The organism is Streptomyces sp. HUAS CB01 (assembly GCF_030406905.1).
In the GTDB taxonomy this organism is placed as follows: domain Bacteria; phylum Actinomycetota; class Actinomycetes; order Streptomycetales; family Streptomycetaceae; genus Streptomyces; species Streptomyces chengbuensis.
Map to the genome: position 1 here is coordinate 6,310,350 of NZ_CP129137.1, position 21,112 is coordinate 6,331,461.

The 21,112-nt window shown below is 73.6% G+C and carries 21 protein-coding genes; 9 read left to right on the forward strand and 12 right to left on the reverse strand.

Translation table 11 applies throughout. The annotated features are described in order from the left end of the window. Positions 1-119: 119 nt before the first annotated feature. Entirely contained in the window at positions 120-512 is a 393-nt protein-coding gene (locus tag QRN89_RS27760; protein ID WP_290352139.1) for a DUF2267 domain-containing protein, read from the reverse strand. 354 nt (positions 513-866) lie between these two features. Here QRN89_RS27760 and QRN89_RS27765 point away from each other — a divergent pair, with 354 nt between their 5' ends. Beyond that, positions 867-1,643 (forward strand): GAF domain-containing protein, encoded by a 777-nt coding sequence (locus QRN89_RS27765; RefSeq protein ID WP_290352140.1) that lies wholly within the window; start codon positions 867-869, stop codon positions 1,641-1,643. A 159-nt stretch (positions 1,644-1,802) separates the two neighbouring features. Here the strand turns inward: QRN89_RS27765 and QRN89_RS27770 are convergent, their stop codons facing one another. The 3 genes from QRN89_RS27770 to QRN89_RS27780 all read right to left on the reverse strand — a co-directional run bounded on the left by QRN89_RS27770 (position 1,803) and on the right by QRN89_RS27780 (position 5,770). After that, positions 1,803-2,753 carry a SigB/SigF/SigG family RNA polymerase sigma factor gene (locus QRN89_RS27770; protein ID WP_290352141.1) on the reverse strand — a complete coding sequence of 317 codons (951 nt, stop codon included), beginning with the start codon at positions 2,751-2,753 and terminating at the stop codon, positions 1,803-1,805. Between the two features lie 115 nt (positions 2,754-2,868). Further along, positions 2,869-4,995 (reverse strand): MMPL family transporter, encoded by a 2,127-nt coding sequence (locus QRN89_RS27775; RefSeq protein ID WP_290352142.1) that lies wholly within the window; start codon positions 4,993-4,995, stop codon positions 2,869-2,871. A gap of 256 nt (positions 4,996-5,251) precedes the next feature. Beyond that, positions 5,252-5,770 (reverse strand): MarR family winged helix-turn-helix transcriptional regulator, encoded by a 519-nt coding sequence (locus tag QRN89_RS27780; RefSeq protein WP_435833274.1) that lies wholly within the window; start codon positions 5,768-5,770, stop codon positions 5,252-5,254. 258 nt (positions 5,771-6,028) lie between these two features. On the opposite strand from QRN89_RS27780, the gene QRN89_RS27785 reads away from it, so the two are divergent. After that, on the forward strand, positions 6,029-6,601 hold the full coding sequence (locus QRN89_RS27785) for a DUF4383 domain-containing protein (protein WP_290352143.1): 573 nt from the start codon (positions 6,029-6,031) through the stop codon (positions 6,599-6,601). A 116-nt stretch (positions 6,602-6,717) separates the two neighbouring features. On the opposite strand, the gene QRN89_RS27790 is transcribed toward QRN89_RS27785, so the two are convergent. Next, positions 6,718-7,095 carry an STAS domain-containing protein gene (locus tag QRN89_RS27790; RefSeq protein ID WP_390701095.1) on the reverse strand — a complete coding sequence of 126 codons (378 nt, stop codon included), beginning with the start codon at positions 7,093-7,095 and terminating at the stop codon, positions 6,718-6,720. 283 nt (positions 7,096-7,378) lie between these two features. Between QRN89_RS27790 and QRN89_RS27795 the strand changes: the two genes are divergently transcribed. Then, complete coding sequence (locus tag QRN89_RS27795; protein WP_290352145.1) at positions 7,379-8,575, forward strand: PP2C family protein-serine/threonine phosphatase; 1,197 nt, start codon at positions 7,379-7,381, stop codon at positions 8,573-8,575. 46 nt (positions 8,576-8,621) lie between these two features. Here QRN89_RS27795 and QRN89_RS27800 read toward each other — a convergent pair whose 3' ends face one another. Together QRN89_RS27800 and QRN89_RS27805 are read right to left on the reverse strand one after the other, a co-directional pair. Then, positions 8,622-9,143: a MarR family winged helix-turn-helix transcriptional regulator gene (locus tag QRN89_RS27800; protein WP_290352146.1), complete on the reverse strand. Its 522-nt coding sequence runs from the start codon at positions 9,141-9,143 to the stop codon at positions 8,622-8,624. A 280-nt stretch (positions 9,144-9,423) separates the two neighbouring features. Further along, on the reverse strand, positions 9,424-9,924 hold the full coding sequence (locus QRN89_RS27805) for a MarR family transcriptional regulator (RefSeq protein ID WP_290352147.1): 501 nt from the start codon (positions 9,922-9,924) through the stop codon (positions 9,424-9,426). 282 nt (positions 9,925-10,206) lie between these two features. Between QRN89_RS27805 and QRN89_RS27810 the strand changes: the two genes are divergently transcribed. After that, on the forward strand, positions 10,207-11,184 hold the full coding sequence (locus tag QRN89_RS27810) for a YihY/virulence factor BrkB family protein (protein WP_290352148.1): 978 nt from the start codon (positions 10,207-10,209) through the stop codon (positions 11,182-11,184). On the opposite strand, the gene QRN89_RS27815 is transcribed toward QRN89_RS27810, so the two are convergent. After that, complete coding sequence (locus tag QRN89_RS27815; RefSeq protein ID WP_290352149.1) at positions 11,131-11,814, reverse strand: pyridoxamine 5'-phosphate oxidase family protein; 684 nt, start codon at positions 11,812-11,814, stop codon at positions 11,131-11,133. The two genes, QRN89_RS27810 and QRN89_RS27815, sit on opposite strands and share 54 nt — an antisense overlap. A 204-nt stretch (positions 11,815-12,018) precedes the next feature. On the opposite strand from QRN89_RS27815, the gene QRN89_RS27820 reads away from it, so the two are divergent. Beyond that, entirely contained in the window at positions 12,019-12,309 is a 291-nt protein-coding gene (locus tag QRN89_RS27820; protein ID WP_290352150.1) for a DUF5133 domain-containing protein, read from the forward strand. 94 nt (positions 12,310-12,403) lie between these two features. Here the strand turns inward: QRN89_RS27820 and QRN89_RS27825 are convergent, their stop codons facing one another. After that, entirely contained in the window at positions 12,404-12,979 is a 576-nt protein-coding gene (locus tag QRN89_RS27825; protein ID WP_290352151.1) for a TerD family protein, read from the reverse strand. 173 nt (positions 12,980-13,152) lie between these two features. Here QRN89_RS27825 and QRN89_RS27830 point away from each other — a divergent pair, with 173 nt between their 5' ends. Then, positions 13,153-13,563: a BlaI/MecI/CopY family transcriptional regulator gene (locus QRN89_RS27830; RefSeq protein ID WP_290352152.1), complete on the forward strand. Its 411-nt coding sequence runs from the start codon at positions 13,153-13,155 to the stop codon at positions 13,561-13,563. A gap of 4 nt (positions 13,564-13,567) precedes the next feature. Beyond that, positions 13,568-14,506, forward strand: coding sequence for a M56 family metallopeptidase (locus QRN89_RS27835; protein WP_290352153.1), 939 nt, complete (start codon positions 13,568-13,570; stop codon positions 14,504-14,506). A gap of 411 nt (positions 14,507-14,917) precedes the next feature. On the opposite strand, the gene QRN89_RS27840 is transcribed toward QRN89_RS27835, so the two are convergent. Beyond that, positions 14,918-15,937: a sporulation protein gene (locus tag QRN89_RS27840; RefSeq protein ID WP_290352154.1), complete on the reverse strand. Its 1,020-nt coding sequence runs from the start codon at positions 15,935-15,937 to the stop codon at positions 14,918-14,920. A gap of 414 nt (positions 15,938-16,351) precedes the next feature. Between QRN89_RS27840 and QRN89_RS27845 the strand changes: the two genes are divergently transcribed. Both QRN89_RS27845 and QRN89_RS27850 read left to right on the forward strand, forming a co-directional pair. After that, a complete protein-coding gene (locus QRN89_RS27845) occupies positions 16,352-17,680 on the forward strand; it encodes a hemolysin family protein (RefSeq protein WP_290352155.1) in 1,329 nt (442 codons plus the stop codon). Further along, the gene (locus tag QRN89_RS27850; RefSeq protein WP_290352156.1) at positions 17,677-18,702 is read left to right on the forward strand and encodes a hemolysin family protein; all 1,026 of its coding nucleotides are present in this window, start codon (positions 17,677-17,679) and stop codon (positions 18,700-18,702) included. Before QRN89_RS27845 ends, QRN89_RS27850 begins: the two co-directional genes overlap by 4 nt. 271 nt (positions 18,703-18,973) lie before the next feature. Here the strand turns inward: QRN89_RS27850 and QRN89_RS27855 are convergent, their stop codons facing one another. Continuing rightward, positions 18,974-19,477, reverse strand: coding sequence for a hypothetical protein (locus tag QRN89_RS27855; RefSeq protein WP_290352157.1), 504 nt, complete (start codon positions 19,475-19,477; stop codon positions 18,974-18,976). A 257-nt stretch (positions 19,478-19,734) separates the two neighbouring features. Further along, entirely contained in the window at positions 19,735-20,895 is a 1,161-nt protein-coding gene (locus QRN89_RS27860) for a magnesium and cobalt transport protein CorA (RefSeq protein ID WP_290352158.1), read from the reverse strand. Positions 20,896-21,112: the final 217 nt, after the last annotated feature.

Here is a 21,112-nt window from a genome sequence, read left to right on the forward strand (position 1 = left end):
ACCCCCGTGCTCGGTCCGCATACCCGGGATCCCGGAGTGCATTCCCCTTTCTTCGCCGATCGGGCCGGCCGATCCGCGAACGGTGCGCGGCGAGGGCTCGCCTGTGACGTCGGCCCCGTTCACACCGGCTCCGTACGGCCGAACAACCCCGCGTGCCCCGGGGGGAGTTGGGTCAGGATCCGGCGGAGCAGGGCGTCGTCCGCCACTTCGGCGACGATCCCGAGCACGGCCGTGACGGCCCGCCGGGCCTCACCGAAGTCCTCGTGGTCGCGGGCCGCCACCGCCTCGACGAAGCCCCGGGGGGTGAGGGGTTCGCTCGCCGGCGGGCCGCCGGTCAGCAGCGGGCCGCACTGGTGCGGCAGCAGACGGGCGAGATCGCTGCGGTCGTCGCCCACGAGATGGGCGCCCAGGACGTCCAGGACGCTCTCGACCGCCCGGGCGGCCTCCTGGCGCCTGACGTACCGGCCCCGTTCCCGCACCTGGTCCAGCAACGCTTCCAATCGGCTCTGCATCACGCGCTCCTTGCCGTGGTCGTTCCGCCGGCCCGCGCCGGAGCGGCTCGGCCACTGAACGTGATCATCCGGCTACCCGTGATGGCGGACGGTAATCGTCATGGACGGTGCGGTACGACCCGAACGGCCCAGCGGAGGCCGGCCGCAGGCGGTCCGGGTTCCTCTTCCGGCTCCCCCCGGCTCCGTGCCGGCTCCTCTCCGTCGGTGTCCGGTGCGGGACAGAACGGACGGATCGCACATGAGGCCCCCGGGTGCGTGGTAGACGAACGGACGTCCCCGGGCGTCCGGAACGGCCGTCCCGTACGCGCCCGTGGGTGCTGCCCCTCGGCAGCCAGGCCTGAAGGGAAAGTGAACATGCTGGAGGAATCACCGTCGATCGTTCATGACGTCTCGGTCGCCGCGGCGGTCGGCCGCCGGACCCTGCCGCAGCGGCTGTGCGCCGCCTTCACCCAGTCGCTCGGTGCCCAGCGGGCGGCCCTGTCGTTCCTGCCCCGTATGGAGCACTGGCGGCTGCTCCACGCCACCGACGAACCGGCCCTGCGCGGCGAGGCCACGCAGTTCACCCTCGGTGACGGCCCGTCGGTCAGTGCGGCCCTGCGCATGCGGCCCGTCCACGTACGGGACATGCGCCGGGCGACGTGCCGCGCCGGATCACCGCTCCGCGAAGGACTCGCCGACGTCCGCCAGGTGCTGGCGCTCCCGATGTACGTCCAGCACACGCCCGTCGGTGTCATCTGTCTCTACTACACCGTCCGCGCCGAGGTGACGGACGCTCATGTCGCCGAAGGGCAGCACGCCGCCGGTCTCGCGCTCGACGCGCTGCTGCGCTGGCGTGCCGTGCACGGCAGCGACGAGTGCGAGTGCCCGGTGTGGACCACCGACACACGGGCGGCGCGCTGGGAGCGGATCCACCAGGCGGCCGGGTACCTCGCGGCCCGTGAGGACTGCCCGGTCGCCGAGGCGCTGTCGATGCTCCAGGCCGCCGGCGCGCGGGACGGACTCTCCCTGCTCGACGTGTCCGACGCGCTGCTCCAGCCGCGGGACGCCCTCGCACCCGACGTGCCCGCGGCCCGTGCGGGAGGCCGGGTGGCGGCGGCCCACGGCCCGGGGCCGCACACGGCGCTGCTGTAGCGGAGTCCCGCGCCGCGGGGGGTGTCCGCGGGGATACAGCACCGGGGCCGGCCCGGAGGCCCCGCACACGGCGCTGCGGCCGGGGGCCTTCCCGGCGGGAGGTCCGTACGGTCGGCGGCCGTACGGCGCCGGTGCCTGCGCGGGCCCGGGCGGGCCGGCTCAGCCGCGCAGCAGCTCCGTGCGCAGCCTGGCCAGTGAGCGCCGCAGGAGCCGGGAGACGTGCATCTGCGAGATCCCGAGCTCCGCGCCGATCCGGGACTGGCTCATGTCGTGCACGAACCGCAGGGCGAGGATCGTCCGTTCCCGCTCCGGGAGCGCCGCGACGAGCGGACCGAGCGCGGTCACGTCCTCCACGCGTTCCAGCTCCCGGTCGTCGAAGCGGACGTGGTCGCCGAGGGCGTCCACCGGGTCGCCGTCGTCGACGGGCGCGTCGAGCGAGGTGGCCCGGTACCCGTTGGCCGCCCGCAGTCCCTGCTCGACGTCCCCTTCGTCCAGGCCGAGGTGCTCGGCGAGTTCGCCGCACGTGGGCTCCCGTCCCAGGTCCTGCGCCAGCGCCGATCCGGCGGCCCGCAGGGCGAGCCGGAGCTCCTGCAGCCGGCGCGGCACCCGTACCGCCCAGACGTGGTCGCGGAAGTAGCGCTTGATCTCACCCGTGATGGTGGGCAGGGCGTACGTGGTGAACTCGACGCCGCGCGAAGGGTCGAAGCGGTTGATGGCCTTGATGAGCCCCACGGTGCCCACCTGGAGGACGTCCTCCCAGGACTCCCGGCGGACGTGGAGACGCCCGGCGGCATGGCGCACGAGCGTCAGATTGAGCTCCACCAGTGTGTTGCGGACGTACGAGTACTCGGGCGTGCCCTCCTCCAGCGCGTCCAGCCGTTCGAACAGCGGTGTGGAGAGGGCGCGGGCGTCGGCAGGCGCGACCTCGGTGAGGTCCGTGACGCCGTCCAGGGCGTCGCCGAGTCCGTCGAGTGCTCCGAGTCCGTCGGGTGCGGACCGCCGGACGGCGGGGGACGCGGCGCCCGGCCCGGGGTCGGCCGGGCCGGGCGCCGCGTCCATGCGCTGCCCGGGTGAAGAGTTGCGCGGGCTGTCCGTCGTCGGGCTCGTCATCGCACGCTCCATTCCTCACGGGCGCCCGCGGCCGCCACGAGCGCGACATGAAGCCGCCGCTACCCGATGTGACGACGACTACACGCAGGGTCCCGGGAATGGTGTCAGTGCGGGCTCAGGTGATGTCCGCCGGCATGCGTGACGGCTTCCCCGCGCTCACCGGTTCCCGGCTCAGCCGCCCGGGCCACCAGGCCGTGCGGCCGATGTCCCGCACCAGCGCCGGGACGAGCAGGGACCGGACGACGAGGGTGTCGAGCAGCACCCCGAACGCGACGATGAACGCGATCTGGACCAGGAACGCCAGGGGGATGACGGCGAGCGCGGCGAAGGTCGCGGCGAGCACGACGCCCGCGGAGGTGATGACCCCGCCGGTCGCGGTGAGACCGCGCAGGACGCCCTCGCGCGTGCCGTGCAGGAGTGCCTCCTCGCGGACCCGGGACATCAGGAAGATGTTGTAGTCCACGCCGAGGGCCACCAGGAACACGAACCCGTACAGCGGCACGGACGCGTCGGTGCCCGAGAACCCGAACACGCCCTGGAACACCAGCGCCGAGACGCCCAGCGTCGCGAGGAAGTTGAGGGCGACGGTCGCGACGAGCAGCAGTGGTACCAGCACGGACCGCAGCAGGGCGACCAGGATGAGCAGGATGACCACGAGCACGACGGGCACGATCAGCAGGCGGTCGCGCTCGGCGGTCCGCTGGGTGTCGTACTGCTGCGCCGTGTACCCGCCGACGAGGGCGTCCGCGCCGGGCACGGCGTGCACCGCGTCGCGCAGCCGCACCACCGTGTCCTTGGCGGCGTCGCTGTCGGCGGCGTCCTCCAGGGTGACGTCGATCCGGACCTTGCCGTCGGCCACCAGCGGCTCGCCCGCGCCGGGGCGCCCGGACGCGGTCGCGGGAGCCGCGGAGTCCACGCCGTCGGTCCCCGCGGCGGCTGCCGTGACCTCGGCGACGCGGCCGGCGTCGGCGATGACGACGGCCGGGTTGCCCGAGCCGCCGGGGAAGTGCTCGCCGAGAACGGCCTGTGCGGTGACGGACGGGGCGTCGTTCACGAAGATCTCGTCCAGCGGCACGCCCTTCGACACGAGGCCGGGGGCGAACGCGGCACACGCCAGCAGCCCGGCGAGCGTGGCCGCCCAGACCCTGCGCGGAGCACGGTCCACCAGCGCGGCCACCCGTGACCAGACACCCCGGCCCGATGTGCCGTCGCCGGCCTGCCGCCGGGGCCGGGCGGGCCAGTAGGCGGCCCGTCCGAGCAGGACCAGCACGGCCGGCAGGAACGTGAGTGCGCTGAGCACGGCGCAGACGATGCCGATGGCGCCGACCGGGCCGAGGGCGCGGTTGTTCGTCAGATCGCTGAAGAGGAGCGCGAGGAGGCCGAGGGCGACGGTGGCAGCGCTCGCCACGACGGGGCCGGTGGACCGGCGCAGCGCCGACCGCATGGCCGCGAACCGGTCCGCGTTCCCGGCCAGTTCCTCCCGGTACCGGGCCGTCAGCAGCAGGGCGTAGTCCGTGGCGGCGCCGATGACCAGGATGGAGAGGATGCCCTGTACCTGGCCGTCGACGCGCACGACGCCGCGGTCGGCGAGTGCGTAGACGACGGCGCACGCGAGACCGAGGGCGAGTACCGCGCCGGCGATCACGACCAGCGGCAGCAGCACGCTGCGGTACACGAGCAGCAGGATCACCAGCACGGTGACGAGGGCGACGGCGAGCAGCAGTCCGTCGATCCCGGCGAAGGCGTCGGACAGGTCGGCCTGCGTCGCGGCGGGCCCGGCGATGTGGACCGTCGTGCCGGGCACCCGGTCCGCCGCGTCGCGCACCGCGGCCAGGACGTCGGGGAGTTCCTCGCCGAGGTCGGGCCGCAGTTGGACGACGCCCTGGACGGCCCGGCCGTCCTCGGCGGGCAGGGCGGGGGACACCGTGCCCGTGGTGCCCGGCGCTCCCTCGAGCGAGGCGAGGGCCTCGGTCGCCGACCGCCGCACGGCCGTGTCCACGGTCCCGTCGCCGTCGACGGTCCAGACGACGACCGCGGGGAGGGTCTCGTCCTGCCGGAACGCCTCCCGGGCGTCGACGACCCGTGTGGACTCGGCGCTGCGCGGCAGGAAGGCCGCCTGGTCGTTGGTGGCGACCTCGCCGAGCTTCCCGGCGTACGGGCCGAGGGCGGCGCCGCAGCCGAGCCAGGCGACCAGCAGGAGGATCGGTACCAGCCTGCGGGCCAGTCGCGAGGAGGGGGACATGGCACTCCCGGTTGTGTGCGGTGGTTTCACCCGGTGCTTCGTTCCGGGCGCTCTTATTTCACCCATCGACTATCTCAATGATTGAAACAGTTTGGCATGTGCCGGTTCCGGATCTCGGGAGGGGGTCCCGGGACGGGCCCTGCGTCGGGTGCGGCCCGAGGTGACGGAGCGGCACGGTGCCGTGTTCCTCTTCGGGGCACGGGCCGCCGGCGGATGCTCCTCGGGGCGGTGGGTTCCGCGGTGGCCGTAGGCGGGCTCAGTCGCGGCCGGAGAGCCGGTCCAGCTCCTGGTTCATCGCGTTCAGAAAGCGCAGCACGACGGCCAGTTCGTCGCCGCTGAAGCCCTCCTGGGCCCGGGCCGTCGCCTCGGCGAGCGGCAGGAAGTGGGCGCGGGCGGCGGACCTTCCGCGTGCCGCGTAGTGCAGATGGACGACCCGGCGGTCCTTGCTGTCGCGGGATCGGCGGATGTGGCCGGCCCGCTCCAGCCGGTCGAGGCACGCGGTCACGGCACCGGACGTCAGGCCGAGGTGGTCCCGCAGCCGCCCCGGGGTCAGGGGGGTCTCCGAGTCCAGGATCGCGGCGAGCGCCTGGACGTCGGTGGCGTGCAGTCCCTGGTCGGCGGCGAATCCGTGGACCAGCCGATTCATCTCGCCGTTCATGCGGCGCAGTTGGACGGCGAACTCCCGCAGATCGCGGCCCGCCGCCCCCGGAGCCGCGCCGGTCCCGGTGGAGGTGGTGGCGGTGTCCGCCGGCCCCGTCTCGTTCGTACTCGCCACGCGCTCAGCCTATAGAGCCACGGGCCCGCGGTCCGCGCCGCCGGTCACCGGGGCGGCACGGGGCCGGGTGGGTGAGGCGGGCGGGCCCGCACGGTACCCGCGGCGAACGACGCAGCACCGATGCGACTCGTCCGCCGCAGCGCGGTGGCGCAGTCTGCAGACGGAAGGCCGGTCCGGGAGCGGAGGAACGCCGGACCGTGACGGAGCGGAACGCGAATCCGGCCGGGCGGAACGGCTCCGGCCGGGGAGGAGGGCCCAGTGAAGCTCAGGGACGAACTTCCCGTCGACCACGCTCTCGCGACCGTCTACCGCGTGGGCGCCGCCCTCTGCGGTGCGGTCCTGCTGGTCTTCGCCTGCCTCGGATTCGCCGACGGACTCGGGTTCTTCGAGACCGACGGCGCGCGGGTGGCCGGCATGTCCAGCAACGGCCTGCTCAGTCTGATCTCGCTGTGCGTGGGCGTGCTGCTGCTGGGCGGTGCGGTCGTGGGCGGGAACGCCGCGAGTACGCTCAACATGATCGTGGGTGCGGCGTTCGTGCTCAGCGGTTTCGTGCACCTGTTCCTGCTCGGCCGCCCCGCCAACATCCTCGACTTCGGCATGTCCAACGTCGTCTTCAGCTTCGTGATGGGCCTGCTGATCGTCACCTTCGGCATGTACGGGCGGGTCAGCGGCGGACTCCCGCACGACAACCCCTACTGGCGCAGCCGCCATCCGGAGCAGGCCGGCCGTGTGGCCGGCGCGCCCGGGCGGGTGCTCGAGGGGCCGGCGTCCACCCGCCCCCGGCACGTCCTCCCCGCCGGCCCGGCCCGAAGGCCCGCGGACCGTCCGTGATGCCGCGACTCCTGCGCACGCCTCACGCCGGACGTACCGCTCCGGCCCGGCGCCGGAGGAGGTCCGGGCGAGGTGCCGCGTCTCCCGCCGCCGCGCCCGTCAGGGGCGGGCCCGCGTCACGACCGGGCCCCCGCCCCCGCGGCGGCGGTCAGCGCCGACTCGACGTCGGCGTGGACCGCCGTCGTCAGGCTCAGCCCGGTGAGGTCGAAGAGCTTGGCGACGGGCGGCGTCGGCGCCGCGAGGTGCAGGTCGCCGCCCGTCGCCCGGGTCTCGCGGGTCGCCCGTATCAGTACGTTCAGTCCGGAGGAGTCCATGAAGCCGACGGCGGACAGATCCAGCACGAGGTGCCGGCGGCCGTGGAGGGCCTGGTTCGCCAGGTGGTGATGGAGGAGCGTCGCCGTGTCGACGTCCAGTTCGCCGCGGATCGTCACCACCGCCGTTCTGGGGTCGTGGATCTCGACCTCGACGTCCAGGTTCTGTTCCATGGGGGACATGCCTCCGCTTTCGGCTGGTTCGTTCGGCCGGCGCGTCCTTGCGGGCGCCGCGCGGCGTGGGTCGCACACCCGTGCTGACCGGAGGACGTGTGCCCCGTGTCGCCGCTCGCACACCTCCCCGGGCTGTGTTGTCGCCCGGATATCATTGTCACGTGACAAATGTTGCTTTCGATTCGTAGAATCACGTGCTCGTGCCCGGCGTTCTTGGCCTCGGAGTCTGCGGATGCGTGCACACTGACGGCATGCTGGGCTTGTGGTCCCGGCACGACGAGAATCGGATGACGTGGACAAGTTCGCTGCCCTCGAGCAGGCCCTGCGCGGTGCCGCTCCCCACACCCTGCTGGATGTGGTGAGTGCGGCTCTGGACGAGCGGTACGGCACCGCCGGGGTGGAGCTGCGGCTCGCCGACTACGGAATGCACTCCCTGCAGACCGTGGACCCCGGCCCCGGCGAGACGGAACCCGTGCCGATCCACGGCAGCCCCCAGGGGCGCGCCTTCGGCTCCCAGGAGCCGTACGTCACCGAGGAAGGCGACGGCCGGGTCGCCGTGCACCTGCCCGTCACCGTGCGCGGCGACCGGCTCGGCGTGCTGACGGTGCGCCTGGCCTCGGACGCCTTCACCGAGGCCGACCTCCCGGACCTCCGGCTGGCGTGCGAGGCGCTCGGCCACGAGATGCTCGTCGCGGAGCGCGACACGGACCTGTACGTCCTGGCCCGCCGTGCGGCACGGCTCACCCTCGCCGCCGAGATGCAGTGGCAGCTGCTTCCGGGCCGCGCCTGCGCACGGGACGAGTTCGCGCTGGGCGCCCAGCTGGAACCCGCCTACGCGATCTTCGGGGACAACTACGACTGGTCGGTGTCGGCCGGCCATCTCACCATGGCCGTCACCAACGGCATGGGCGACGGCATCGAGGCGGCCCTCCTCTCCAACCTCGCCGTCAACGCACTGCGCAACGCCCGCCGCGCCGGCCTCGGCCTCGCCGACCAGGCCGCCCTCGCCGACCAGGCCGTCTACGCCCATTACCGGGGCCGCGCCTACGTCTCCGTCCTCCTGCTGCGCTTCGACTTCGTCACGGGCGAGGTCGAGGCGATCGACGCCGGGTCGCCGAGGCTGTGGCGGCTCCGCGACCGCGAGGTGGAGCCGATTCACTTCGACGCCCAACTGCCGCTCGGCATGTTCGAGGAGACGGTGTACGTACCGGAACGGTTCACCGTGCGCCCGGGCGACCGTCTGCTGTTCGGCAGCGACGGCGTCTACGAAGCCCTGTCCCCGGCGGGCGAGTCGTACGGGCTGCGGACCCTCGCCCGTACGCTGCTCGCCACGAGCCTCCTGCCGCCCACCCAGGTCCCCGGGGCCGTGCTGCGCGAACTCGCCGGCCACCGCGGGGCCAAGCCCCTCGACGACGACGCGCTCGTGGTCTGCCTCGACTGGTACGGGCGCGGGGCGGGTTCCCGGGGCGGCACGGACACCGCGGACTGACCGGAGGGGACGGGCTCCGTCCGGAGAGCGGCGTACCGCGCGGGGGTCACGCGGGCCGCGCGGCACCGCCGTCCGGGCCCGGGCTTCCGTCCCCCTCCGGACCGGCGTTCCGGGCCTCGCCCGTCACCACGGCCTCACGGAAGCCGTGGAGGCCCTCCAGCAGCGCGGTACGGGACGCCGGGTCCATCGCCTCGATGGCCGCCAGCAGGACCTCCTCGCGCTGGGAGCGCAGCTCCGAGAGGTACGCCCGGCCGTGGCCGGTCAGGCGGATCGTCAGCTCCCTGCGGCTGACCGGGCTGGGCGTGCGCTCGACGAGCCCCATGGCCTCCAGCCGGTCGCACAGCCTGCTGACCGACGACGGCGCGGATCCGAGCACGTCGCCGAGCGTGCGCAGATTGATCCCGTCGGCACGCTCCAGGCTGTACAGCACGCGAAGCTGGGAGGCGGACACGGCCGAGGCGGTGTCCCGGCCCCGCTCCCAGAGGATCTCGAGCATCTCGATGACGTCGCACGCCGCCCGGGCCGCATCGGTGGCCCTCCGCGAGTGTGGAGCCGGACTCCTGCTCATGCCGTGACACTCCAAATCAGACGTGCTCGCCGATGCCGCGGATCCGGTGCAGCGCCCCCTGTCTCCCGCGCTTCGGCGCCGGGTCGGATCCCCGGGGCCGGGTCTCCGGTGGGCCGGTGTCGTCGCGCGGGCACGAGGCACGTACGTGGGGCAACCATATCCCTCCTCCGCCTACCCGCCCGGCCGCAGATCCTTGTGCCGGTGGGGGAGTGATCCGGTGTGGCCGACGTGAAGAACGGGCGGCCGTGGGACGGGCGGGACCGGCCCGCCCCGGGGGAAGTCAGGCGGTACGGGCGTCGCCGGCGGGGCGCAGCCCCGGTGCGCACCCCGTCTCGGCGAGCGCGTCCCGGAACCCCGAGAGGCCCACGAGCAGGGCTTTCGCCGCGGCCGGTGTCATCGCGGCGATCACTTCCAGCAGCGAGGCGTCCCGGCGCGCGCGCAGCTCCTGCAGGTACGTCCGGCCGCGACCGGTCAGATGGAGTTCCAGTTCCCGTCTGCTGACCTGGCTGGGCAGCCGCCGGACGAAGCCGAGTGCCTCGAGCCGGTCGCAGAGCCGGCTGACGGAGGGCGGGGCCGAGCCCAGCAGCTCGCCCAGGGTCCGGAGGTTGATGCCCTCGTCGCGGTCGAGGGTGTAGAGCACGCGGAGCTGGGACGCGGAGACCGGCGCGTACGGCACCTCGCGGCCCCGTGTCCACACGGCCTCGAGAAGCTCGATGAACTCGTGGCCCGCCACCGGGTCCTCGCGCCGCAGAGGCCGGGAAGCAGAGTGGTGAACGTCCATACCTTCCGACACCCCGAATTCGGTCGCCCTCATTTCGCGGGGCCGTGGTACCGCCGCAGATCCAGAGGCAGAGGCCCTCCCCGCCACCGCAACCATATCTTTTCACCGGCAGCGGACACCCGGGGCCACGGCAAACCGCTCGGTCACGGCCGTGCGGGACGGATGGTCCGCCGGGATGCGGGCAGGTGTCCGACGGCCGCCGACCGTGCGGCCGTCACCGGGGCGGCCGCACGGCCCGCTGTCGACGCGGGCCGCGGCACTCCCCTCGCGACAGGAGACGACATGCACGGTGACCGGACGCGGACCGGCCGGCCGCCGGCGGACGACGCCCGCCCCGGGGCGCTGCCCTCGCGGGACGACCTGTTCTCCGCCCTGCGCCGGACACCGGTGTCCGTCTGGAACGACGACGTCATGGACTGGGCCGCGGCACTGACGTACTACGCCGTCCTGGCGCTGATCCCGATGCTGCTGGTCACCGTCTCGCTCACCGGGCTGGCCGACGCCTCGGGTACCGGGGCCCTGATCGAGCGGGCCGCCGCGCTCGTGCCCGCCCAGACCAGGCCGCTGCTGGAGGGGACGCTGCGGGACCTGGCCGGGCGGCAGTCGCAGGCCTGGCTGGTGGCCGTGATCGGCTCCGTGGGCTCGCTGTGGTCCGCCTCCAGCTATCTGGCCGTCTTCCGCCGCGCCCTGCACGCCATGCACGGCGTCAAGGACCGGCGGTCCGCCTGGCGGACCGTGCCCCGTGCGGTCGTCACGGCGTGCGTCCTGCTGGCCGCCCTCGTCTCCAGCGCCCTGGTGCTCACCCTCAGCGGCGAGCTGGCCGTGGCCCTCGGAGGGGCACTGGGGGTCGACGGGGCGGCGGTCGTCACCTGGAACGTCCTCAAGTGGCCGCTGCTGCTCTGCCTGGCGGCCACGATGGTGCTGGTGCTGTTCCGCTCCGGACCGGCGCCCGCCCGGGGGAAGCGGAGGCGGGCGCTCGGAGGCGGGCTCGCCGTGCTGCTCTGGCTGGCCGCCTCCGCAGCGTTCACGACGTACACCGCCCACGTCGGCACCTACGACCGGCTGTACGGGCCGCTCACCGGGTTCATCGTCTTCCTGGTCTGGCTGTGGGTCTCCAACCTCGCCCTGCTGACGGGCGCCCAGTTCGAAGCCGAACTCGTCAAGGCGCGGGCGCGGCGGCCGCGTTCACCCCGCACCGGGCCGGTCTCACACCCGGGTGCCGCCGCGATACGGGACGGACGGTGGCGGAACGGTCGGTGACGGGGCGTGCGGCACCGGCTCGTGCGCCGGGGCCCCGAGCCCACCGGGCGCGACGAAGTACTCGCCGTCGCGCGGCCGGTCGGTCCGCTGGCGCGGCCGGGGCGCCGGCTCCAGGTGCGGGATGTGCTTGGAGCAGTGGACGTAGGCCTCGTCCACCGTGATGTGCACCCAGAACTCGGGCCGGCGACCGGGTGCGGTGTCCACGGGCAGACCGGGCCAGGCGCGCCGCTGGTCCTCGTCCGCCCGCAGCTGCGCGGCCCCGTTGACGTGCAGACCGATGTGGTCGTGGGTGAAGTCGACGAAGAGCAGGCCGACATGGGGGTTCTCGGTGATGTTCCCCGCGCTGGCGAGCACGCCGTTGCCGCGGTACTCGGGGTAGGTCAGCGTGCGGTCGTCGAGCACGGTGACGAAACCGGGCGGCCCGGCCCGGAAGGTGGTGTCGCAGGCCCCGCCGGCGTCCGCCGTCGACAGGAACATCATCGTCTGGCGGGTGATGAAGCCGGCCATCTGCCCGGTGAGGCGGGCCTGCACCTGGCGGTCGTAGAAGTCGCCTGCCTGTTCGGCGGTGCCGAGGAGTTGCTGGAGACGGCGTTCGCCGACGGAGCCGGAGGACTCGTGGGTGTCGTTCACGAAGGGCTCAGTCTTCCTGTGGGACGTCCGTTCGAGGGGTGGGCCCCGGCACTCTAACGCCGCCGGGAACACGGTGTCCCCGGCCGTACGGGCATACGGGCGAGCTTGTGGCGTCGTGTGAGGGACGCCTGAAATGCCGTGCATGAGGTGGTGATTTCGGGGCACATGGTGAGCACATCTGAAGAAGGAGTGGACGCTGTGTTGATGCCGGACCCCAAGGCGCTTCGGAGCCTCCTGGCGCGTTACGCGGACCTGCGCATTGCCGCACCGACGAACGACGAGAACCGTCGTGCCCTGGACGACGTGACCTACACGTTGTGCGTGATGACGGCCACGAGCACCATCGAGGACGCGATCGAGCGGGCCGACGCGCTGCTGGAGGGTGCGGCGGCAGCGGTGCCGGTGCCCCCGCCCGCCGGCGGCGGTCCCCTTCCCGGGCCGTCGCGGGAGACCGCCCCGCCCCGGGACGAGAGCGGCGTCACCCTCGTCGCCTGACCTCCGCGGCGCCGCGGAGGAGGCCGCCCCGGGGCGAACGGCGCGATGCCGTTCGCCCCGGGGCGGCGTTCTGCCGTGCGACGGGGTCCGCGCGTCAGACCGCCACGCCGAAGTCGGACACGATGCCGGTGAGCCCCGATGCGTAACCCTGGCCCACGGCGCGGAACTTCCACTCGTCGCCGTTGCGGTACAGCTCGCCGAACACCATGGCGGTCTCGGTGGAGGCGTCCTCGGAGAGGTCGTAGCGCGCCAGTTCGGCCCCGCCGGACTGGTTGACGACGCGGATGAAGGCGTTGCGGACCTGGCCGAAGCTCTGGCTGCGCGCCTCGGCGTCGTGGATGGACACGGGGAAGACGATCCTGGTGACGTCGGCGGGCACCGCGGCCAGGTCCACCTTGATCTGCTCGTCGTCGCCCTCGCCCTCGCCCGTGAGGTTGTCGCCGGTGTGCTGGACGGAGCCGTCGGGGCTGGTGAGGTTGTTGTAGAAGACGAAGTGCCCGTTCGAGGCGACCTTGCCCGAGTCGTCCAGGAGCAGCGCACTGGCGTCGAGGTCGAAGTCGGTGCCGGTGGTCGTGCGGACGTCCCAGCCGAGTCCGACCAGGACCGCGCTCAGTCCCGGCGCCTCCTTGCTCAGTGACACGTTGCCGCCCTTGGCGAGGCTCACGCCCATGCCGGTTCTCCTCATCTGTGCGACCGGGCGCAACCGCACCCGGTCGGCGGAACTGCGGACAGGGCAAAATCTACAGCAGTGTAGAAGTTGGCGGCCGGCCGACGCGCCGCGACTCGCCGTGAATCAGTACGATGAGGCCGCGAAGACGCGGACGACGCCGGAGGGAGACGGAGTTGGGCAACCGGGGAACGGCCGGCTCGCTCCCGGCGGGCGGCGGTCGCCGGCGCGGCCAGGGCGAGCTCGAGGCGCAGGTGCTCACCGTACTGAGGACCGCACCGGGCCCCGTCACGGCGGCCTGGGTGCAGGAGCGACTGCCCGGGGACCTCGCGTACACCACCGTCATGACCATCCTCTCCCGGCTGCAGGCCAAGAACGCCGTCACCCGGCAGCGGGAGGGCCGGTCGTTCGCCTGGGAGGCCACCGCCGACCAGGCGGGTCTCGCCGCCCTGCGCATGCGCCGTGTCCTCGACGGCGAACGGGACCGGGAGGCGGTGCTCACCAGCTTCGTCACCTCCCTGTCCGCCGAGGACGAGCAGGTGCTGCGCGAGTTGCTCGGCCACACGGACGACGATCCCGAGGAGTGACCGGGTGGGCGTCTTCGTCTTCCTGCCGCTGGTGCTGCCCCTGACGGCGTGGCCGATCGCGCGCCTGGCCGAACAGCATCTGCATCCCCGTACGGCCACGCGTCTGCTGGCCGGGGTCAGCGCCTTGATGGCCCTGTGCAGCACCCTCTGCCTCGCGCTCATCATGGTGGTGGGAACAGCGCAACTGCCGGGCAACCCGCTGCCGGACACCTGGTCCGACCCCGAGGTGCGTGAGGCGGTTCCGTACGACGAGGTCGTCGGCAAGGCGGCGATCCCCGCACTGATCGCCGTGGCCGCGGCCGCGGTCCGTACGGTGTGGCGGCACCACCGCGTGCGGCGCCGGGCGGCACGCGCCCTGGAGGGACTGCCGGCGTCGCCCGTCGCGGTGCTGCCCGACGACTCGCCGTACGCCTACGCCCTGCCCGGCGGCCGGGGGGCGGCGCGGGGCCGGATCGTGGTGTCCACCGGCATGCTGGCCCGCCTCGACTCGCGTGAGCGCCGCGCCCTGTTCGCGCACGAGCGCGCGCATCTGGTCGCGGGGCATCACCGCCACCTCCTCGCGGCCCGGCTGGCGGCCCGCGCGAACCCGTTCCTGCGGCCCCTGCACACCGCCGTGGTCTACTGCGCGGAACGCTGGGCGGACGAGGAGGCCGCCGGGGCGATCGGCGACCGGCGCGTGATGGCCCGGGCGGTGGGCAAGGCGGCCCTGGTCACCGGGGGCAGCCCGTTCCCGGTGCCGGCCGGTTTCGCCTCGGGGCCGGTGCCACGGCGCGTCGCCGCTCTGCTGGGACCCGTTCCGCCCGCCCGGACCTGGCCGCCCGCCTACACCGCGGCGGGCGCGGCGCTCTGGACGGCCGCGGCGGGGGCCGCGGTGTCCGCGCTGTCGTCGGCGAACTCGGCCGTGGCGCTGTTCCTGGTGCTCAAGGCGGCGACTCCGCTGTAGGAGGGCGGGCCGGCCGCCGCGCGACGCCGCGGGAACGCGGGGCCGGGCCGCGGTGGCCGTGGTACGGCACCCGGAGCCGGGGTGCACGGCCCGAGGCCGGCTTCGGGGGATCGTCATGCAAGGGCCTTCGGGGCAGTCGCCGTCCGGCCCTGAGCCGGCGTACGGCGTCGGCGCGTGGGCGCCGACGGCCGGCTGCGGCACTCGGACCCGGGGCGTACGGCCCGGAGGGCGCGCGGCGCGGCCGGGTGGGTCCCGCTAGTGGTGGTCCGGCACCCGGCACCCGGCGAGACCGTGTCCCGGGCGGGCGGCGCCGGGCGCCCGGCGTCCGCGCTCCCCGGCAGTCGTACGGTGCCCGGCGGCCGGGCGTTCCGCGCCGGTGCGGTGCCCGGCCGTGGCCGCGCGTGACCCTCGTCAGCCCTCGTCGCCGTCGCTTCCGGCCCCGTCCTCCTCGAAGGCGTCGCCGATCTCGTCCACGATCTCCGCGCCGACGATGCCCGCGCCCACGCCGACGGCGAGACCGGCCGCACCGGCGGCCACGGCGGCGCCCGTACCGGGGCCGTGGTGGTGGTGCCCGCCGTGGTGGTCGCCGTGACCGCCCTCGTGGCCCGTCCCGTGGAACAGGTCGTGCGAGGCGTGGCCGCCGTGCGACCCGTGCGCGACGGGGGAGGAGCGGTGCTCCAGCAGATAGTGCAGCCAGGTGCCGACCCTGGCGTTCCAGTCCGCGTGGCCGGCCTCCTCGTGGGCGACGGTGAAGCGGCCGACCGCGTCGTGGCCCCCCGCGAACAGCCCGCCGCGCCCGTCGGCCCGGAGGACCACCTCCATGCCGCCGGGGCCGGCGAGGAACGTGACCTCGACCTCGTCGACCGCACGGGCGTGCTGCGGGGGAGGGGTGAGCTCGATCTCCTGGTGGAAGGGCAGGGCGCCGCCGAGGTGCCCGTACACGATGTCGGCGGACCGGAAGCCGAAGCCGAGCTGCCCGAACGCCTCCAGGACCGCTTCCTGCACCGGGAGCGGACGTACGGCCAGCAGGTCCAGATCGCCCTTGTCCCGGGCGCCGGCCACGCCCAGTTCGGTACGCACGCCCAGCACGACGCCGAGGGCCTGGCCGTGCAGTTCGGTCACCGGCGTCTCCCAGGGCACGGTCATCGCGAAGGGGACGACGTGCCGTGCGCCCCGGTCGAGCCGGAAGCCGCCACCCACCGTGAACCGCTCGAAGGCGACGTCTCCCTCGTGCTCCCCGTGGTCACCCTCCGCTTCCACACGGGCGACGAACTCCAGGGTGATGTGCTCGATGTCGTGGGCGGCGTCCCCGCCCTCGAGGCGGACCTCGCCGGTGAGGCTGCCGCCCGGCGCGACGGCTCCGGGGGTGAGGACCGTGTCCACAGCCGGGCCTCCGACGCCGAGCGAGCCGAACAGTCGTTTGAACACCATCGTGGCGTTCACTCCTTCATGTACGCGTGGGTTCTGCGGGAAGCGGCGGCGCCGCGCGGACGGACCGGGGCCGGGAGCATCGGTGTCCGTCCCGGGAACATCCCGTACCGCCCTGGCGTTATCTACACGCATGTAGAAGCATAGGAGGGGAGCGCGCGCCGCGGACCGTGCACACGGGCGCCGGTGACGGAACGGCCGAAAACGCCTCACGGATGGCCAGTACAAAGGGAATGGCCAGGCGCTTTACCCGTCCTTTACCATGGTGCGGCGGACACTGTCCCGACCATGACCCCAGCAGGGCCGACCCCGGCCCATCGAGCAGCGAAGGAGCAGCAGACCCGCAATGGGTGAACCTCCCAGTCCCAGCCGTGCCCCGTCCCGCCCGCCGTTCTCCGAGGGCAGGGAGGTGGCACGGTGACCGAAGTGCTCCTGCTGCTCGTGGCCCTGGCGCTCACGCTGGCCTGCGCCGTGTTCGTCGCGGCCGAGTTCTCCCTCACCACCGTCGAGCGCGGTGAGCTGGAGCGTGCGGCCCGGTCCGGCGACCGGGGCGCCGAGAGCGCCCTCAAGGCCGTGAAGCGCCTCACCCTCCAGCTGTCCGGTGCCCAGCTGGGCATCACCGTGACCTCACTGGTGATCGGCATGCTCGCCGAGCCGTCCGTCTCGGCACTGCTGCGCGGCCCCCTCGAGGCGGCCGGACTGCCCCAGGGCGCCGTGCCGACCGTGTCGACGCTCCTCGGCGTCGCGATCTCGACCGTCGTCCTGATGGTGGTCGGCGAGCTCGTCCCCAAGAACTGGGCGATCTCGCGCCCGCTCGCCGTGGCCAGGGTCGTGGCCGGGCCGCAGCGCGGTTTCACCGCCGCCTTCGGACCGCTGATCCACCACCTGAACAACACGGCGAACCGGCTGGTGCGCCGCTTCGGGCTGGAGCCCGCCGAGGAGCTGGCGTCCGCCCGTACCCCCGAGGAACTGATCGCGCTCGTGCGGCACTCGGCACGCGAAGGCGCCATCGAGGCCGACTCGGCCGAGCTGTTCGTCCGCACCCTGCACCTGGGCGAGCTCACCGCGGAGAACGTCATGACGCCCCGCGTCGACGTCCGCGCCCTCGAAGTGCACGCCACGGCGGCCGACGCGGCGAACCTCACCCTCGCCACCGGTCTCTCCCGCTTCCCGGTCTACCGGGACAGCCTCGACGAGGTCATCGGCACCGTGCACATCCGCGACGTCCTCGCCCTGGACGAGGACAAGCGTCCCCTGACGCCGATAGCCGACCTGGCGACCGCGCCCCTGCTGGTGCCGCACTCGCTGCCCGTGGACAAGCTCCTCGGCCGGCTGCGCAGGGCCCGCACCATGGCCGTGATCATCGACGAGTACGGGGGCACCGCGGGTGTCGCCACCGTCGAGGACATCGTCGAGGAGGTCGTCGGCGAGGTCCGCGACGAGCACGACCCCCACGAGACGCCCGACCTGGCGCCCGCCGAGCCGGCGCTCGACGGCCGCCCGGTGTGGGACGCCGACGGCAGCGTCCGCGTCGACCAGCTCCGGGAGATCGGCTTCGCGGCGCCCGACGGCCCCTACGAGACCCTGGCCGGACTGATCGCCGCCCGGCTGGAGCGCATCCCGACCACCGCCGACCGTCTCGACGTCGACGGCTGGCAGCTGGCCGTGCTCCACACCGAGCACCACCGCGCCGACCGCGTCCGCGTCACCGCCCCCGCGGCCGAGAGCGTGGAGGAGACCCGATGACCACCCTGCAACTGCTGATCGGTGCGTTCACGCTCGTCACCAACGCCTTCTTCGTCGGCGCCGAGTTCGCCCTGATCTCCGTGCGCCGCAGCCAGATCGAGCCCGCCGCGGTCAAGGGCAACCGCCGTGCCCGGACCACCCTCTGGGGCATCGAGCACCTGTCCGCGATGATGGCCACGGCCCAGCTCGGCATCACCGTGTCGTCGCTGGTGCTCGGCGCCGTCGCCGAACCGGCCATCGCCCATCTGCTGGAGCCTCCGTTCCACGCCATCGGCGTGCCCGAGGCGCTGATCCACCCGATCGCGTTCGTCATCGCGCTGACCCTGGCGACGTATCTCCACATGCTCGTCGGCGAGATGGTCCCCAAGAACATCGCCCTCGCCGCCCCGGCGCCGACGGCGCTCCTCCTCGGCCCCCCGCTGGTGGCGCTGACCCGGGCGCTGCGGCCGGTGGTCTTCGGCATCAACGCCTTCGCCAACACCCTGCTCCGGCTCCTGCGGGTCGAGCCGAAGGACGAGGTGGCCTCGGTCTTCACCGACGACGAGCTGGCCCGTCTGGTCAAGGACTCCAGCGAGGCCGGGCTCCTCGAACCGGAGGACGGCGAGCGACTCCAGGACGCGCTGGAACTGGGCACCCGGCCGGTCGGCGAGGTGATGGTGCCGCTCAACAAGATGCTCACCGTCGACGCCGGCATCACCCCCCAGGGCCTGGAACGGGCGTCCGTCGCCCACCGGTTCTCCCGCCTCCCGGTGGTCGCGGAGGGCGGCGCGATCCTGGGCTACCTGCACATCAAGGACGCCCTGGGCGTCGCGGAGCGCACGAAGCCCTTCCCGCGCACAGCACTTCACCCGATCATCAAGGTGGCCATCGACACCCCCCTCGACGACACCATGACCGCCATGCGGGGCGCCGGTACCCACCTCGCCGCGGTCACCGGCACCAAGGGCACGGTCATCGGCTTCGTCACCATGGAGGACGTGCTGGAGGAACTGGTGGGCCCGGCACCCGACGCGGTCGGCTGACCCGTCGCCCCGTCGCCCCGTCGCCCCGTCGCCCCGTCGCCCCGTCGCCCCGTCGCCCCGTCGCCCCGCCGACGCGCTGTCCCCGCGAACGCAACGACCGCGGGGCGCATCGGAGCCGCCGCACCGCCGTGAGGCGGGGCGGCGGTTTCGCGTTCGCGGGCACGAGATGCCGAGGGGCTGCGCCCGGACACGGGAGGAACGAGCCAGGACACGGGGACGGGGCACGCCCCGCGCGGACCGGAGGGCTCGGCGACAGTGCCCCGGTCTGCCGTCAGCGCGCGGCCGCCCCACGCCCGGCGGCACGGCCGAGGACGAGACGACCCACGGCCGCGACGGCCGTGGTACCGGTCACGACCCCCATGGCCGCGACGATCTGAACCGGCTGCTGCGCCCACGCAGCGGTCGCGCAGAGCACGGCCAGGAACGGCCCGAGGAGAAAGAGAACGCTGCTTCCGCCGGGTGCGAGGACGCGCACGGCCGTGTGGCGCACCAGCGGTACGGTGCCCGCGAGCAGGGCGCCGAGTGCGGCCAGGAGCAGCGGAGGGCGTGCCGAGGCGGCGATCAGCGCCGACACGCACAGCGTTGCAGCGAGCGCGTATCCGGCGCTCATCGCCCATCGGAAGGCGGGGGATGTGGCGACACCTCCCGGGGCGGGGCGCAGCCCGAGGACGATCCCGGACGTCCGAAGACCGCGGGCCAGATCGGCCACCAGGTCCTTGACGTCGCCCCCCGCCACGTCGAACGCGGTGACGACCAGCGCGAGGGTTCCGTGCAAGGACGGGCAGAAGAAGGATCCGCACAGCTTCGCCCCGGCACGCCCGTGCTGCCGGCCGACGGTACCGCCGAGCCGATGCCTCCGGCAGCAGCTCCGGAACCATCGCCGTCCCTTCCGGCCGTTCGCTTCCTACCCCCGCCCACTGTGCCGCGTCCCCTCCGCGGCCCGATCCCGGGGCGGCAAGGACGTGGCGGAGGCCGACCGAGCCCGCAACAGGCGCGAACGGCGGGAGTGGGGCGAGAAGCGGCCGCTCCCCGCTACAGCCAGCCCCGCCGCTTGAAGATGAAGTACAGACTCGTGCACACCGCCGCCATCAGCAGAATCGCGAAGGGGTAGCCGTAGTTCCAGTTCAGCTCCGGCATCGCGTCGAAGTTCATGCCGTAGATCGTTCCCACCAGAGTGGGTGCAAAGAGAATGGCCGCCCACGCGGAGATCTTCTTGATCTCCTCGTTCTGCTCGAAGCCCGCCTCCGCCAGCGCCCGCATCTCCGCGTTCTGCTCCTGCGTCACCAGGGTCGCGTTGACCGTCAGGATGTCCGCCAGCGCCTGGCGGAACCCGTCCACGCGCTCGCTGATGTGCGTGACGTGGTCGGCGACGTCGCGGAGGTAGCGCTGGAGCTCCTCGTCCGTGCCGTACTTGGCGAAGCCCGCCATCAGACCGTGCAGCATGCCGACCAGCGGCCGGGTCGCACGCTGGAACTCGACCATCTCGCGGGAGAGTTCGTAGATGCGGCGGGACACCGCGGGATCGCCGCCGAACACCTCCGTCTCGATCTCGTCGATGTCGTTCTGCACACCGGCGACGACGGGCGCGTACCCGTCCACGACCGCGTCGAGGATCGCGTAGAGCACCGCCTCGGGGCCGAGGGCGAGCAGTTCGGGGTCCGCCTCCATGCGGCGGCGGACCGCCGAGAGGTCCGGCGCCGCCCCGTGGCGGACCGTGATCACGAAGTCCGGGCCCACGAAGACGTGCAGCTCGCCGAAGTCGACCTCCTCCAGGGCGTCGAGGTAGCGGGCGGCGCGCAGGACGACGAAGAGGGTCTCCCCGTACCGCTCCAGCTTGGGGCGCTGATGGGCCTCCATGGCGTCTTCGACGGCCAGTTCGTGCAGGTCGAACTCCTCCGCCAGCGCCCGCAGTTCCACCTCGGTCGGCCGGTGCAGGCCGATCCAGGCCATGCCGTCCGGGTCCTCCCGCAGCAGCCGGAAGGTCTCGGCGAGCGACGACGGCGACGACACCCGGCGCCCGTCGCGGTAGAGAGCGGCCTGGACGACGCTGCGCCCTTCCTGCTCCTCGCGTGCCCACTCGGACGGCGCCGGCGCCGCGGGCTCGGGCGGCCTGGGCGGGGACGCGGTGGGGGGGACCCGGCGGCGCCACGACTGCCGCTTCGAGGCCGGGGCGGAACGGGCTCGTCGGGGCATCCTGGGTCACCTCCCGTGCGAGCGAGGCGAGCGCCGCGCTTCTGCGTACACGCCCCTCTACCCGCGTTCTCGCCGTGTACATGCGTTCCTGACCGGCACGGGCAGGATATCCGGGCTCGTCGGCGGCAGCATGGCGGGACCGCCGGTGGGCCCGCGCCGGGAGCGGCGGCCACCGCCCGCGGTCATGGCGGACCTGGCCGGGGCCGCCCGGAATCGA